At 67.3% G+C, this 12,651-nt stretch carries 15 protein-coding genes; 7 read left to right on the top strand and 8 right to left on the bottom strand.

Features of this window, described 5'->3' with window-relative positions; genetic code table 11:
- Positions 1–244 precede the first annotated feature (244 nt).
- Positions 245–1,729 (top strand): thioredoxin family protein, encoded by a 1,485-nt coding sequence (locus AC30QB_RS14635; protein ID WP_489546969.1) that lies wholly within the window; start codon positions 245–247, stop codon positions 1,727–1,729.
- Here the strand turns inward: AC30QB_RS14635 and AC30QB_RS14640 are convergent.
- From AC30QB_RS14640 to AC30QB_RS14665, 6 genes are all read right to left on the bottom strand, one after another.
- Positions 1,719–2,732 carry a lysylphosphatidylglycerol synthase domain-containing protein gene (locus AC30QB_RS14640; RefSeq protein ID WP_489546970.1) on the bottom strand — a complete coding sequence of 338 codons (1,014 nt, stop codon included), beginning with the start codon at positions 2,730–2,732 and terminating at the stop codon, positions 1,719–1,721. The genes AC30QB_RS14635 and AC30QB_RS14640 overlap by 11 nt on opposite strands.
- Positions 2,722–3,996, bottom strand: coding sequence for a cardiolipin synthase ClsB (gene clsB / locus AC30QB_RS14645; RefSeq protein WP_489546971.1), 1,275 nt, complete (start codon positions 3,994–3,996; stop codon positions 2,722–2,724). Before clsB ends, AC30QB_RS14640 begins: the two co-directional genes overlap by 11 nt.
- Positions 3,993–4,769, bottom strand: coding sequence for an endonuclease/exonuclease/phosphatase family protein (locus AC30QB_RS14650; RefSeq protein ID WP_489546972.1), 777 nt, complete (start codon positions 4,767–4,769; stop codon positions 3,993–3,995). Before AC30QB_RS14650 ends, clsB begins: the two co-directional genes overlap by 4 nt.
- A 142-nt stretch (positions 4,770–4,911) precedes the next feature.
- Entirely contained in the window at positions 4,912–5,256 is a 345-nt protein-coding gene (locus AC30QB_RS14655) for a hypothetical protein (RefSeq protein ID WP_489546973.1), read from the bottom strand.
- Complete coding sequence (gene gstA, locus AC30QB_RS14660) at positions 5,256–5,864, bottom strand: glutathione transferase GstA (protein WP_489546974.1); 609 nt, start codon at positions 5,862–5,864, stop codon at positions 5,256–5,258. The genes AC30QB_RS14655 and gstA overlap by 1 nt, the downstream gene beginning before the upstream one ends.
- Positions 5,865–5,943: 79 nt before the next feature.
- On the bottom strand, positions 5,944–6,105 hold the full coding sequence (locus AC30QB_RS14665; RefSeq protein WP_489546975.1) for a hypothetical protein: 162 nt from the start codon (positions 6,103–6,105) through the stop codon (positions 5,944–5,946).
- Between the two features lie 11 nt (positions 6,106–6,116).
- On the opposite strand from AC30QB_RS14665, the gene AC30QB_RS14670 reads away from it, so the two are divergent.
- From AC30QB_RS14670 to AC30QB_RS14690, 5 genes are read left to right on the top strand one after another with little or no spacing between them, the layout of a single operon-like run.
- A complete protein-coding gene (locus tag AC30QB_RS14670; protein WP_489546976.1) occupies positions 6,117–6,560 on the top strand; it encodes a VOC family protein in 444 nt (147 codons plus the stop codon).
- Between the two features lie 43 nt (positions 6,561–6,603).
- Entirely contained in the window at positions 6,604–6,972 is a 369-nt protein-coding gene (locus tag AC30QB_RS14675; protein ID WP_489546977.1) for a glutaredoxin domain-containing protein, read from the top strand.
- Entirely contained in the window at positions 6,969–8,423 is a 1,455-nt protein-coding gene (locus AC30QB_RS14680; protein WP_489546978.1) for an alpha/beta hydrolase, read from the top strand. Before AC30QB_RS14675 ends, AC30QB_RS14680 begins: the two co-directional genes overlap by 4 nt.
- A complete protein-coding gene (locus AC30QB_RS14685) occupies positions 8,420–9,196 on the top strand; it encodes an ABC transporter ATP-binding protein (protein WP_489546979.1) in 777 nt (258 codons plus the stop codon). The genes AC30QB_RS14680 and AC30QB_RS14685 overlap by 4 nt, the downstream gene beginning before the upstream one ends.
- Positions 9,193–10,353 carry an ABC transporter permease gene (locus tag AC30QB_RS14690; RefSeq protein WP_489546980.1) on the top strand — a complete coding sequence of 387 codons (1,161 nt, stop codon included), beginning with the start codon at positions 9,193–9,195 and terminating at the stop codon, positions 10,351–10,353. The genes AC30QB_RS14685 and AC30QB_RS14690 overlap by 4 nt, the downstream gene beginning before the upstream one ends.
- A gap of 12 nt (positions 10,354–10,365) precedes the next feature.
- On the opposite strand, the gene AC30QB_RS14695 is transcribed toward AC30QB_RS14690, so the two are convergent.
- Positions 10,366–11,499: an SMP-30/gluconolactonase/LRE family protein gene (locus AC30QB_RS14695; RefSeq protein WP_489546981.1), complete on the bottom strand. Its 1,134-nt coding sequence runs from the start codon at positions 11,497–11,499 to the stop codon at positions 10,366–10,368.
- Between the two features lie 51 nt (positions 11,500–11,550).
- Here AC30QB_RS14695 and AC30QB_RS14700 point away from each other — a divergent pair, with 51 nt between their 5' ends.
- Entirely contained in the window at positions 11,551–12,042 is a 492-nt protein-coding gene (locus tag AC30QB_RS14700; protein ID WP_489546982.1) for a GNAT family N-acetyltransferase, read from the top strand.
- 6 nt (positions 12,043–12,048) lie between these two features.
- Here the strand turns inward: AC30QB_RS14700 and AC30QB_RS14705 are convergent, their stop codons facing one another.
- Positions 12,049–12,453 (bottom strand): DUF4902 domain-containing protein, encoded by a 405-nt coding sequence (locus AC30QB_RS14705; RefSeq protein WP_489546983.1) that lies wholly within the window; start codon positions 12,451–12,453, stop codon positions 12,049–12,051.
- Positions 12,454–12,651 lie beyond the last annotated feature (198 nt).

Raw genomic sequence — 12,651 nt, forward strand, 5'->3', positions numbered from 1 at the left:
GGACGGCCAGCGTTGCTGCGTGCAGCGAGGCAAGGCCTGGCGGATGGCCCTGCTGACGGTGCTGAATGCACCCCCGCGATGAGCGTACTTTGCGGCAACATCGCACCCCAAGGAGTGGTGCGCCATGAATGTGTGGACTCGATGGGGTGCTTGGGCGCTTGCGGGGTGGGTGCTGGCTGCGTGCTCGAAACCGGCGGAGCCACCGCCATCGTCACGGACGCCCCCGGCAGGCGCATCGGCACCCGTGGCGGCACCCGCAGCGAGCAAGGGCATCGCCTGGATGGCGGCCACGAGCGAAGCCCAGGTCGACGCCGCGTTTGCGCTCGCCAAGGCCGAGCACAAGCCGGTGTTCTTGTATTGGGGCGCCAGCTGGTGCCCGCCCTGCAACCAGGTGAAGGCCACGCTCTTCAACCGCCAAGACTTCATTGAACGCTCACGTGCCTTTGTGCCGGTGTATGTGGACGGTGACAGCCCTGGCGCGCAGAAAATCGGTGCGCGCTTCAACGTGCGCGGCTACCCGACCATGGTGCTCTTCAGCCCCGCAGGCGAGGAGCTCACGCGCCTGCCTGGTGAGGTGGATGCGCAGCAGTACACCCAGGTGCTCACGCTCGGCATGAATGCGCAGCGGCCGGTGAAAGCGGTGCTGGCCGAGGCCCGTGACGCCAAGCCCGGTCTGAGCGCCAACGACTGGAAGCTGCTGGCCTTCTACTCGTGGGAGACCGACGAGCAGGAGCAGTTGGTGGCGAAGAAAGAGCTGCCCGCGGTGCTCAAGCAGCTGGCCGCGGCTTGCCCCAGCGATGCAGGCGACAGCTGTACGCGCCTTTTCCTCAAGGCCTGGGCTGCGAGTGACGCCAAGGCCACGCCGCCCGACGCCGCCGCGCGCGATCGACTGCTGTTGGTGCTGCGCAATGCCGAGCAGTCGCGGGTGAACATGGACGTGCTGGGCTATGGCGCGGTCGAGCTGACCCGGGCCCTGAGTGCCGTCAAGACGCCGCAGCGCCAGCAGTTGCTCGACACCTACGACGCCAGCCTGGCTGGCCTGGCCAATGACGCCACGCTGGCACGCGCCGATCGCTTGGTCGCGCTCACCGCGCGGGTGCAGCTGGCCCGCATCGATCAGCCCAAAGGCGCCAAGCCCCAGCTGCCGACCGCGCTGCTCACCGATGTGCGCGAGCAGGTGCTGCGCATGGACCGCGAGACGACTGACGGTTACGAGCGCCAGGCCGTGATCCCGGCGGTGGCCGATGTGCTTGAAGAAGCCGGCGTGCCCGACGAGTCAGACGCCTTGCTCAAGGCCAACCTCGCCAAGAGCCACTCGCCCTACTACCTGATGTTGGGCCTGGCCGGCAACGCCAAGAAGCGCGGCGACAAGGCCGAAGCCTTGCGTTGGTACGAAGAGGCGTTCAAGGCCAGCGAAGGCCCGGCCACGCGCCTGCAATGGGGTGCCACCTACGTGAATGCGCTGGTCGACCTGGCGCCGCAAGACGATGCGCGCATCGAGCGGGCGGTGACGCAGCTGTTCAGCGAAGCGGCCGCGCAGCCGACCGCGTTTTACGAGCGCAGTGCGCGCTCCTTGCAGCGCGTGGGCAGCAAGCTGCAGGCGTGGCAGAAGGGGCGTGGACATGGTGCGGCGATGAAGCGCTTGCAGGCCCAACTGGACGACATCTGCGCTGGCCTGCCCGAGGCCGATGCGCAGCGCAGTACCTGCGAGAAGCTGCTCAAGGCATAGGGCGACGCTGAAGCGCCGTCATTCCTGTGTTGGCGCGCGCCTTCAGCCGCATCTCGAACAGCACGTACAGCAGCGTTGCCTGCGTCAATGGAATGAGGTAGTGAACGGCGCGGTAGACCAGCAGCGCGGCCAGCAGCTCCGACTTGGGCATTTGGGGCGCCAGCAAAGCGACAAACACCGCTTCGAGCACGCCCAGGCCAGCAGGCACGTGGGTGATGAGGCCAGCCACCGACGAGACCAGCAGCACGGCCAACACACTGGGGTAGTCGATGCGGTGTTGCAGCAGGGTGTAGATGACGCTTGCGATCAGCAACCAGGCGGCGCATCCCGTCACCAGCTGCAGCACGGCCATGCGCAGCGAGGGCAGCACGAGCTCGTGGCCGCGTACGGTCCAGCTGCGACGCCTGGAGAGGCCGCACAGTGCGACATAGGCCGCGGCCAGCAGCAGTGACAGCGCACCGAACACCCGCAAGGCATCGCTGCCGAGTGACCAGTCTTGCGGCAGCGCAATGGGCTGCAGCAGGCACAAGATGCCGGCCAGCACCATGTAGCCCAGCCAGTTGGTGAGCATGGTGAAGCCGAAGATGCGCGAGATCACGTCGGGCGCCAGACCCTGCTGCGAGTAGAGGCGGAAGCGAAACCCGAGCCCGCCGATCAACGCACCGAGGTTGAGGTTGAAGGCGTAGCTGATGAAGCTGGTGACCAGCACCGGGCCTGTGCCCAGGGTGTGCTCGGTGTAGCGGCGGCTCATCAGGTCGAAGCTGCAGTACACCGCATAGCTGGTGATGGCGAGCGCTGCAGCCGTGACGAGCACGTGCGGCGGGTAGTCGCGAATCGACTGCATCACTTCGCCCCAGCTCACCGCGCGGGCTTGCACCACCAGCAGCGATGCCACCAGGCCAAAAAACAGCACGGTGGCAGTGCGCTTGACGGCGGGCCACCAGGGGCGCTGCGTGAGCGGCCGACGCTGGGGCGGCGCGGGGTTTGCAATCTCAGATGCCATGCTCGCAGGCCTGCCTTTCTGTCGGTGTGCCGTGCGCAATGCTCGACTCGGTGGCCACTTCAACATGCGGCATCGGCTCGCCGGGCGCCGCCTGCATGGCCACCACGGCCGGCGTGTGGGCCGGCAGCCAGCCCGCCCAACTGGGAAAGCGACGCAGGAAGTGGAAGACGAAGAAGTTGCGCACCATTTGCAAGGCGGTCGGCGCGGTCGTGGGTGGCACCTCTTGGCAGCTGTCGCACATCAGCTTGCCGAGCCGCTCGCTCAAACCCTGGTTGAAGCCACGGTCGCGAATGATCACGTTGGCTTCGAGGTTGAGCGACAGGCTCAGCGGGTCGAGGTTGCTAGACCCCACGGTGGACCATTCGTCGTCGATCACCGCCACCTTGCCGTGAAAGGGGCGCTTGCAGTACTCGTAGATCTTGATACCCGCGCGCTGCAGGTGGTTGTGCAGCAGCTCGGCGGCGGTCTTGACGATGGGCATGTCGGGCTCGCCCTGCAGGATGAGGCTGACCTCGACACCGCGGCGCGCCGCGCGGCGCAGCTCGCGCAGCAAGCGGTAGCCGGGGAAGAAGTAGGCGTTGGCGATGACGATGCGCTTCTTGGCGGCGCGTATGGCCAAGCGGTAGTGGCGCTCGATGTCGTCGCGATGGGTGTTGTTGTCGCGCGTGACGAAAATCGCCTGCGCCTCGCCGGCCGCGGCTTGCTCGGGGCCAGACGCCGCCGCGCGGTGGCTGAACCAGCTGCGCGGGCCTGCCGGTGCGGCGATGGCCGCGCGCGTGAAGCGGTGGATCTCGGACACCAGCGGCCCGCGAATCTCGACTGAATAGTCTTGTTTCGCGGCGGGGCCGAAGTCGAGCAGGTGGTCGGCCGAGTAGTTGATGCCGCCCACGAAGGCACGCTCGCCGTCGACCACCACGATCTTGCGGTGCATGCGCCGGAACACGTTGAGGCGCACGCCCAGCAGTGGGGGCTTGGGGTCGAAGCTGCGCAGGCGCACACCGGCTGCGGCCAGCTCGCCTATGTATTTCGCTGACAGGTCGGGCGAGCCGAAGCCGTCGACCAGCATCTCGACATGCACACCGCGCTTGGCGGCTGCCACCACTGCTTCATGCAGTGCCAGGCCCACCTTGTCTTCGAACAGGATGAAGGTTTCGAGCAGCACCTCTTGCTTTGCGTGGGCGATGGCGTCGAACACGGCGGGGAAGAACTCCTCGCCGTTTTCCAGCAGCGTGAAGTGGTTGCCCGCGACCCACGGCGTCTTCACAGCGAGATCTCCGCCACGAGGGGTGCGTGGTCAGACAGGTGCGACCACGGCCGGCGCGGCAGCACCACCGGCGCGTGCACACGGGCGTTGCGCACGTAGATGCGGTCGAGCGCGAGCATGGGCAGGCGCGCAGGAAAGGTGCGCGCCGGCGCGCCGTGGGCGTGCACGAACACCTCGCGCAGGCCGGCGCAGCGCTCAAGCACGCGGCCGGCGCGGCGTCGCCAGTCGTTGAAGTCGCCGGCGATCAAGAGTGGGGCATCAGGCGGCACCTTGCTGTCGACCAGGTGGCACAGCAGCTCGAGCTGCTTGCGGCGGTGCGCCTCTTGCAAGCCCAGGTGCACGCAGATGGCATGGATCTCGATCTCGGCCCCAGGCACGCGCAGCGCGCAGTGCAGCAGGCCGCGACGCTCGGGGCCATTGATTGACACGTCGTGGTTCTCGTAGTGAACGATGGGGAATTTGGACAGCACCGCATTGCCGTGGTGGCCGTGCGGGTACACGGCGTTGCGGCCGTAGGCGAACTCGGGCCAGATCGAATCTGCCAGAAACTCGTAGTGCGGCGCTTCGGGCCAGTTGGTGAAGCGGCCGGGGTGCTTCTCGTGCGTGCCCTGCACCTCTTGCAGAAACACCACATCGGCGCCGACCGCGCGCACGGCATCGCGCAGCTCATGCAGGATGAACTTGCGGTTGAAGAAGGTGAAGCCCTTGTGGGTGTTCACCGTCATCACCTTGAAGGTCAGTTCGGGTCTGGCGGGCGCTTGAGAAGTGGGCATGGGCGGCGGTGAGACGCGACTAAAGCGCGACGAAATGCGACCCCGCTTTTGTACCGAGGATTGCCCGCAATGCCTGTAGGAGAAGGCCCACGACTGGCGCAGGCCGGTCACGCAAATGCATGGCGCCCTTGTGGTGGCGCCCTCAGCGAGACGGCGTGAGCAGCACCTCGTAGCGCAGGCCACGGGGGGCGTCGCCGAACTGCAGGGTTGTGCCGGTCCAGCGGTAGGTCGACTGGAATTCGGCCACCTGCATGCTGCCGTGGGTGGTGATGCCCACCAGCCCGCCGGGCACGAAGCTCAGGTGGTAGGCGATGTCGTCGACCCAGATGCGCAGCTCGCCGTCGGCATTGATGAGCGCGTGGGCCGCGCCGCAGCTCTGCGGTTGGGCTGAGACGGTCACGCACAGGCGGGCGTCATAGAGCCCCGCCGAGGGGGCTGCTGCCGCTCCGGCGGCGGCCAGCATCAACGCAAGGCCGCCGGCCAGCATCACTTCAGCAGGCCTTCTGCTTTCATCGCCTCTTGCACGGCAGGGCGCGCTGCGACGCGGGCCATGAAGGCGCTGATCTTGGGCAGGCCGCTCAGGTCGATGGACATCGGGCGCGTCCAGTTGGTCACGGCGAAGAGGTAACCGTCGGCCACGCTGAATTGCTCGCCCAGCAAATAGGGCTTGTCGCCGAGCTGCTGCTCGACGTAGCCCAGGCGGGCGAGGATCTTGGTCTTGGCGGCGGCCTTGCCTTCGTCAGAGGTGCCCGGGGTGAACAGGGGGCCGAAGCTCTTGTGGATCTCGGTGCCGATGTAGGTGAGCCACTCTTGTAGGCGGTAGCGGGCCATGGTGCCGTTGGTGGGTGCTAGGTTTTTGGCCGGTACCTGGTCAGCGATGTACTGCACGATCGCTGGGCCTTCGCTGAGACGCTCCCCGTTGTCGAGCTCCAGCAGGGGCACGTAGCCCTTGGGGTTGATGCCGTAGTAGTCGGTGCCGTCGGCCAGTTGGTGCGTCTTGGTGTTCGCGAGCACGGGCTCGAAGGCCAGGCCGGATTCACGCAGGGCGATGTGGGGCGAGAGCGAGCACGCGCCGGGGCTGTAGTAGAGCTTCATGGCTGGACCTTGGTCGTAGAGGTGGGGCGGTCATTACACCGTTTCCCGCAACTTCCTGCCACGCCAGGGCCAAGCCCCTTCAGCGCACGAAGCGGCCCTGGCGTGTGACCTGCACCCGCTCGACGAAGCGCGAGCCGGTGTGCTGGCCGGTGGTGAAGTCGATGACCGCCTGTGGCTCTGCCGCAAACGATACGGGCCGTGGCAGACTTTCAGAGCGGCCGGCCGGCCGTCTGACGGGCAACAAGGAGCGCCATGATCGAAGTGACAGGCATCGACCACATCTACATCACAGTGTCAAACATGGCACGCTCGCAGGCCTTCTACGACCGCGCGATGGCGGTGTTGGGGTTTCGCACCAGCCACTTCGAGATCGGCGGCGACCCGCATGTGCAGTACTACAACCGGCACTTCGGCTACGTGCTGAGACCGGCGCACAGCGAGCGCGCACACGACCCGTATACGCCGGGCTTGCACCACCTGTGCCTGCGCGTGGATTCGGTCGACGACGTGATAGCGGTCTCGCAGGCGCTGCGCAAAGTGGGCATCGATGCCACCGAAGCGCACCTGCACCCCGGCTATGCACCCGACTACTGGGCCACCTTTTTCACCGATCCCGACGGTGTGCGGCTGGAGGTGACCAACTACCGCGCCGAGCGGCGCGAGCGCCATGACCGCTGGGATGAACTGAAGCGATGAACCGACGGGCTAAGCTCTGGGCTTTCCCCCCTGGAGCGACCGCATGCCCCGTCAAGTGCTCGACGAATCTTCCTTGCACCCCGCCATTCGCGAGAAGGTGGCCAACCTGCATGCCGACATCGTGCACAACGTGCAGGCCGCCGCGGTGTCGAACCCGGTGCTGGTGGTGGGCATGCGCGTGAACGCCGCCTGCCGCAAGGCGCGCAAGGCGCTGGCCGAAGCCGGTGTGGCCCACCAGTATCTGGAGTATGGCGGCTACTTCAGCGATTGGCGCAGGCGCAATGCGCTGAAGATGTGGACGGGCTGGCCCACCTTTCCGATGGTGTTCGTGAAAGGCCAGCTGGTGGGCGGCAACAGCGACCTGGGCAAGCTGATCGCCAGCGGTGAGCTGAAGCGCCTGCTGGGGCAATGAAACGTCTTGCCGGTCTGGCGGCCAGTCTCGCGTGGTGGGCCTTGCTCGCCACGGCGGCGCAGGCCCAGGGGCCGGCGCCCTGCCGTGTGAGTGGCATACGCCATGAGGTGCTGTGCGGCAAGGTGCAGCGTGCGCTCGACCCGGCCCGGCCCGAGGGCGTGAAGATCGACGTGCACTATGTGGTGGTGCCGGCGCTTGCGCGGCGCAAGCACCCTGACCCGGTGGTGCTGCTGGCCGGCGGGCCGGGGCAAAGCGCGATCGCGATAGCGGGCAGTGTGCTGCCGCTGTTCTCGCGCCTGAACAACCGGTATGACATCGTCTTTGTCGACCAGCGCGGCACCGGCCGCTCGGCGCCACTGGTGTGCGACGACCCGCCCCACCAAAGCGTGGCCGCGCAGTCTGACCCTGATCGACAGGTCGCGCTGCTGCACCAGTGCCGCGAACAGCTGCAGAAGCTGCCTTACGGTGACCTGCGCTTTTTCACCACGCCGCTGGCCATGCAAGACCTGGACGCGGTACGCCAGGCGCTGGGCGCGACGCAATTCAATCTGGTGGGTGCTTCGTATGGCACACGCGCGGGGCTCGACTACCAGCGCCAGTTTCCGCAAGCGGTGCGGCGCATGGTGCTCGACGGCGTGGCGCCGGCCGACATGGTGCTGCCGGCCAGCTTCTCAACCGACGCGCAGGCGGCGTTCGACGCGATGCTCTCTTCTTGCGAGCGTGATGCGGCCTGCGCGCGCGCGCACCCCCGTTTGCGCGGCGAGTGGGCGCAGTGGCTAGCGCGCCTGCCGCAGAGCGTGACGGTGCAGCACCCACTCACCGGCGTGCCCGAGACCTTCATGCTGACACGCGACATGGCGGTGTCGGTGGTGCGCGCCGCGCTGTATTCACCGCTGCTGGCGCAGGCGCTGCCGCTGGCGATTCATGAGGCCACGCTCGGCCGAGTGCAGGCGTTGCTGACGCTGGGCAGTGGCCTGTCGGCGCGCAAGAGCACGGCGGTGGCCATGGGCATGCACTTCTCGGTGGTGTGTGCCGAAGACGTGCCGCGCCTGGCGCAAAGCGCTGACAAGCCGGGTGCCGATTTCGGAGCCGAGAGCGCTCGCCTGTACCAGCGCGTGTGCGCCGACTGGCCGCGTGGCGAGCTGCCCGCGGCCTTCTACACCCTGCCGGTGAGCCGCGCTGCGGTGCTGCTGCTGAGCGGCGGCATCGACCCCGCCACCCCGCCACGCCATGGTGCACGAGTGGCGCAGGCACTGGGGCCTATGGCCTTGCATGTGGTGGTACCCAACGCAGGCCACGGCGTGATGAGCCTGGGCTGCATGCCCGAGCTGATGCAGCGCTTTATCGACATCACCGACGACGCCGAGGCACTGAAACTGGATGCCAGCTGTGCGCAGGCCATCCCGCGCCCGCCGTTCTTTCAGGCGGTGAGCGCTGAGGCCGCACGATGATTGCGATCGACAATGTGGCCAAGCAGTTTGCGGCGCCGCGAGCGGGCTGGCGTTTGCGGCGCACGGCTGCGCCGGTGCTGGCCGTGAGCGCGATCAGCTTCAACGCACCCGATGGCCGCATCACCGGCCTGCTGGGCCCCAACGGCGCAGGCAAGACCACCACCTTGCACATGCTCGCCGGCCTCATCACACCCGATGCTGGCCGCTTAACGGTGGACGGGCTCGACGTGGTGCGCCAAACGCGCGAGGCGCAGGCGCGCATGGGCGTGCTGAGCGATTCGCGCGGCCTGTACTCTCGGCTCACGGCACGCGAAAACATCGTCTACTACGGCGCGCTGCAAGGCATGGCGCGTGATGCGGCTGCCGTGCGCGCCGAGCACCTGGCGCGCATGCTCGACATGACGGCCTTGCTAGACCGCCGCACCGAAGGCTTCAGCCAGGGCGAGCGCATGAAGACGGCGTTGGCCCGCGCGCTGGTGCACGACCCTGCCAACATCGTGCTCGACGGGCCCACCAACGGGCTGGACGTGGTGGCCACGCGTGCGCTGCGCGAGACGCTGCGGCACCTGCGCACGCCCGAGGGCGGCGGCAAGTGCATCGTGTTTTCGACGCACATCATGCAAGAGGTGCAGCGGCTGTGCGACAGCGTGGTGGTGGTGTCGCACGGGCGCACGGTGGCGGTGGGCACGGTGGAAGAGCTGCTCGCGCAGACGGGGCAAAGCGACTTCGAGCAGGCCTTTGTGATGCTGGCTTTCCCGGAGGTGCCTGCGTGATCGCTTGGGCTGTGTTTCGCAAGGAGCTGCTCGACGCGCTGCGCGACCGCCGCACGCTGATGGTGGTGCTGGTGTCTGCCGTGCTGCTGGGGCCTATGGTGCTGATCGCGCTGTCCAGCTTGCTCGCGTCGTTTGAAGCGCAAGCCGAGCGGCGCGAGGTGGTGGTGGTGGGCATTGCGCACGCCCCGGGCCTGAAGAACTTTCTGGAGCGCCAGAGCTACAGCGTGAAGGCCGCGCCAGCCGACTACGAGGCGAAGCTGCGTGCGTCCAAGCTGAGCGACGCGGTGCTGGTGGTGCCTGAGCGCTTCGAGCAGGCCATGCTCGCGGGCGAGCAACCCACGATCGAAATCGTGTCGGACAGCGGCAACCGCCAGTCGCAGGCCAGTGCCGGCCGGGCGGCGCAGCTCGTCAGTGCCTATGGCCGCGAGCGCGGGCAGCTGAGCCTCTTGGTGCGCGGTGTGTCGCCCGAGCTGCTGCAGCCGCTAAGGGTGGATGAGCGAGACCTTGCGAGTACGCAGGCGCGCGCGGCGCAGCTCACCGGCATGTTGCCGTTCTTCGTGATCATGGCGGTGCTCTATGGCGCGCTGAACGCGGCGCTCGATACCACGGCGGGCGAGCGCGAGCGCTCGTCGCTAGAGCCCTTGCTGATGACACCGGCCGCGCGCGCGTCGCTGGTGCTGGGCAAGTGGGGGGCGGTGGCGGCGCTGGCGATGCTGATCGCGGTGTTGAGCTGCATGAGCTTTCTGCCGGCGCAGTGGCTCTTGCGCAGCGACACGCTGCAGGCGATGTTTCAGTTCGGCCCGCGCGAGGCGCTTAAGTTCTTGCTGGTGCTGCTGCCCTTTGCGGCGGCGCTTTCGGCTGTGCTGATGGCCGTGGCCATACGCTGCAAGACCTTCAAGGAAGCACAGGCCAGCAGCACGGTGGTGGTGCTGGGCGTGTCACTCTTGCCGCTGGTGACCACCTTCAACCAGAGTGGCGAAGCGCCCTGGCACCTGTGGGTGCCGGCGCTTGCGCAGTACACGCTGATGCTGCGGGTGCTCAAGAGCGAGATCATGGGGCCCGAGCAGATGGCAGTGCCATTGCTGGTGTGCGTACTGCTCACCGCCGTGTGCGTGGCCTTCGTGGCGCGGCGCTTGCGCAGCGCCGCGGTGCGCTGAGCCTGCAGCCCTTTAGAGCCCGGCCTTCTTCTTGTCCATCCAGCCGAGCGACTTGGCGTGCAGGCTCTGGATGTAGAGCCGGTCGTCGCCCTCGGTGACGGCGGTGGCCTCAGGGTAGGCGCCGCTCGGGTCTTGCAGGTCGACCAGCACCTTGCCGGTTTCATCAAAGGCGAACACGTGGCCGTAGTCCGGCGGTACCGGCCACAGCGCCTTGGGCAGGCGCATGGCCAGCGAGCGCAGCCAGGGCTTGCCGGCGCTGTTGTCGATGAAGGCGCCGCGCGGCTTGACCAGGCCGACCCATATCTTGCCGCCCTGGCCGCGCATCAGGTTGTCAGGAAGGCCGGGCAGGTTGGCCAGCAGCACGCTGGCGGTGGCCTTCGGTTCTTTGGCGCTCACGTCCACCGCGTCGACGGCGACCTTCCAGATGCGGTACTCGCCGGTCTCGTTGACGAACACATGCTGCTCGTCGGCGCTGAGCGCCAGGCCGTTGGGGAAGCACAGGTCGCGCAGCACGATGCGGGTGGCCTTGGTGGCGGGGTCGTATTCGAGCAGACGGCCGCTCGACTGGTGCTCGATGATGTCGAGCACGCTTGCATTGAAGGTGCCGCCCCATTGCTTGGCACCGAAGCGGCGCGAGGCATCGGTGAAATAGATCTTGCCGTTCTTGGCCACGACCACACCGTCCGCGTAGAGGATGGGGTCGCTGTCGCTGACCTTGTCGGTGAGCAGCTCGGTCTGCGCAGCCGCGCCGGTGCCCGTGACGCGAAGCAGGCCGCCATGCGCGCCGGCCATCGGGTCGGCGATGACGAGCGCGCCATTGGCGTCGAAGTCGAAGCCCAGCGGCCGGCCGCCGGTTTGCACCATCACTTCACGGCCTGAGCCGTCGGGGCGCAGGCGAATGATGGCGCCGCTGGCCACCGCGGCGTAGAGCCAGCCGTTGCGCAAGACGATGTGCTCGGGGCCCTCGTGGCTGCCGAGCGAGATGGTCTCCAAATGGGCCAGCCGCGTGTTGACCGCATGTGGGCCGGTGTAGCCTGGTGCCTCGGGTGCGGCCCAGGCCACCGGCTTCATTGGCACCGGCCAAAGGAACAGGTAGGCGGCGAGCCCCAGCAACACGATCAGCACGACAGTCAGAATGCGGCGCATGGTGAATTCCCAGTGTTTTGTGTCGGGGCCGAGTATGCGCATGATGTCGCCATGAATCAGCCCGTTGCTTCCCTGAGTTCGCTGTCTTTGAGCTGGCGCACGGCCCGCCTGTCTGAGCTCGCGCCCCTGGAGCTGGCCCGCATCTACCGCGCACGCCAGGAGGTGTTTTCCATAGAGCAGAACTGCGTGTACCTCGACGCCGACGAGGCCGACGAGCAGTCGCACCACCTGGCGGCCTGGTCGACCGCACATGCCTTGCCGCTGGCCTATGCGAGGTTGGTGGCACCGGGTGTGAAGTACGCCGAGCCCTCAATGGGCCGCGTGATCACGACGGCGGTCGCGCGCGGCACGGGCCTGGGGCGCGCGCTCGTCCAGCGGGTGCTGGTGTTGTCAGACGAGCTGTACCCGGGGCTCGGCCTGCGCATTTCGGCCCAATCGCGCTTGCAGCGCTTTTACAGCGAGCTGGGCTTTGAGGCGGTGGGCGACGACTACATGGAAGACGGCATTCCGCACATCGAAATGCTGCGCCGCGGAAAGGGCTGACGCGCTTCAGTGTTCGACACGGGCGAGGGCGCGCTGCACCTCGGTTTGCCAGGGCAGCGTGTGCACCAGTTCGTTGAGCCTGAGCGTGGCTTCGAAGCCCGACAGCACCTGACCTTGCGCGCCCACCAGCTGCAGGTTGGTGACCAGGCCGAAAGGGTCGGCCATGGCGACCACGCCTTCCTGGATCTGCACCCAGTCCCACGCGACGCCTGCGGCACCGTCACCCGACGGGCCGCCCCAGAGGGTCTGGCCGGTGGTGGGTGTGTCGGAGTCGCCGGGGTTGAGCACGCGGGTGCCCAGGTGCACGAAGTGCAACTCTGGCGCCTGCATGGCCGGGCAGGTGACGGGGGGCCATGCACAGATGATCCATGCGGGGGTGGTTTGGGCGGGGCGGGTCTGTGGACGCAGCATGATCGAGGCCTTGATGTTGGATGCAGGATCATGTGATCGGTTGCCGGGACGGCGCAGCTGTAAGAGCTGCCAGCTGTTATAGATGACAGGTGTAAGCGTTGTCAGGTGAGTGGGGTGGCGAGCTCTGCACAGGCTAGAAGGTCTTCACCTTGTGCCATGGGAAGTGGCGAGAGGACTTTGCGCAACATCCCGCCGGTT

The organism is Rhizobacter sp. (assembly GCF_046595475.1).
In the GTDB taxonomy this organism is placed as follows: domain Bacteria; phylum Pseudomonadota; class Gammaproteobacteria; order Burkholderiales; family Burkholderiaceae_C; genus Rhizobacter.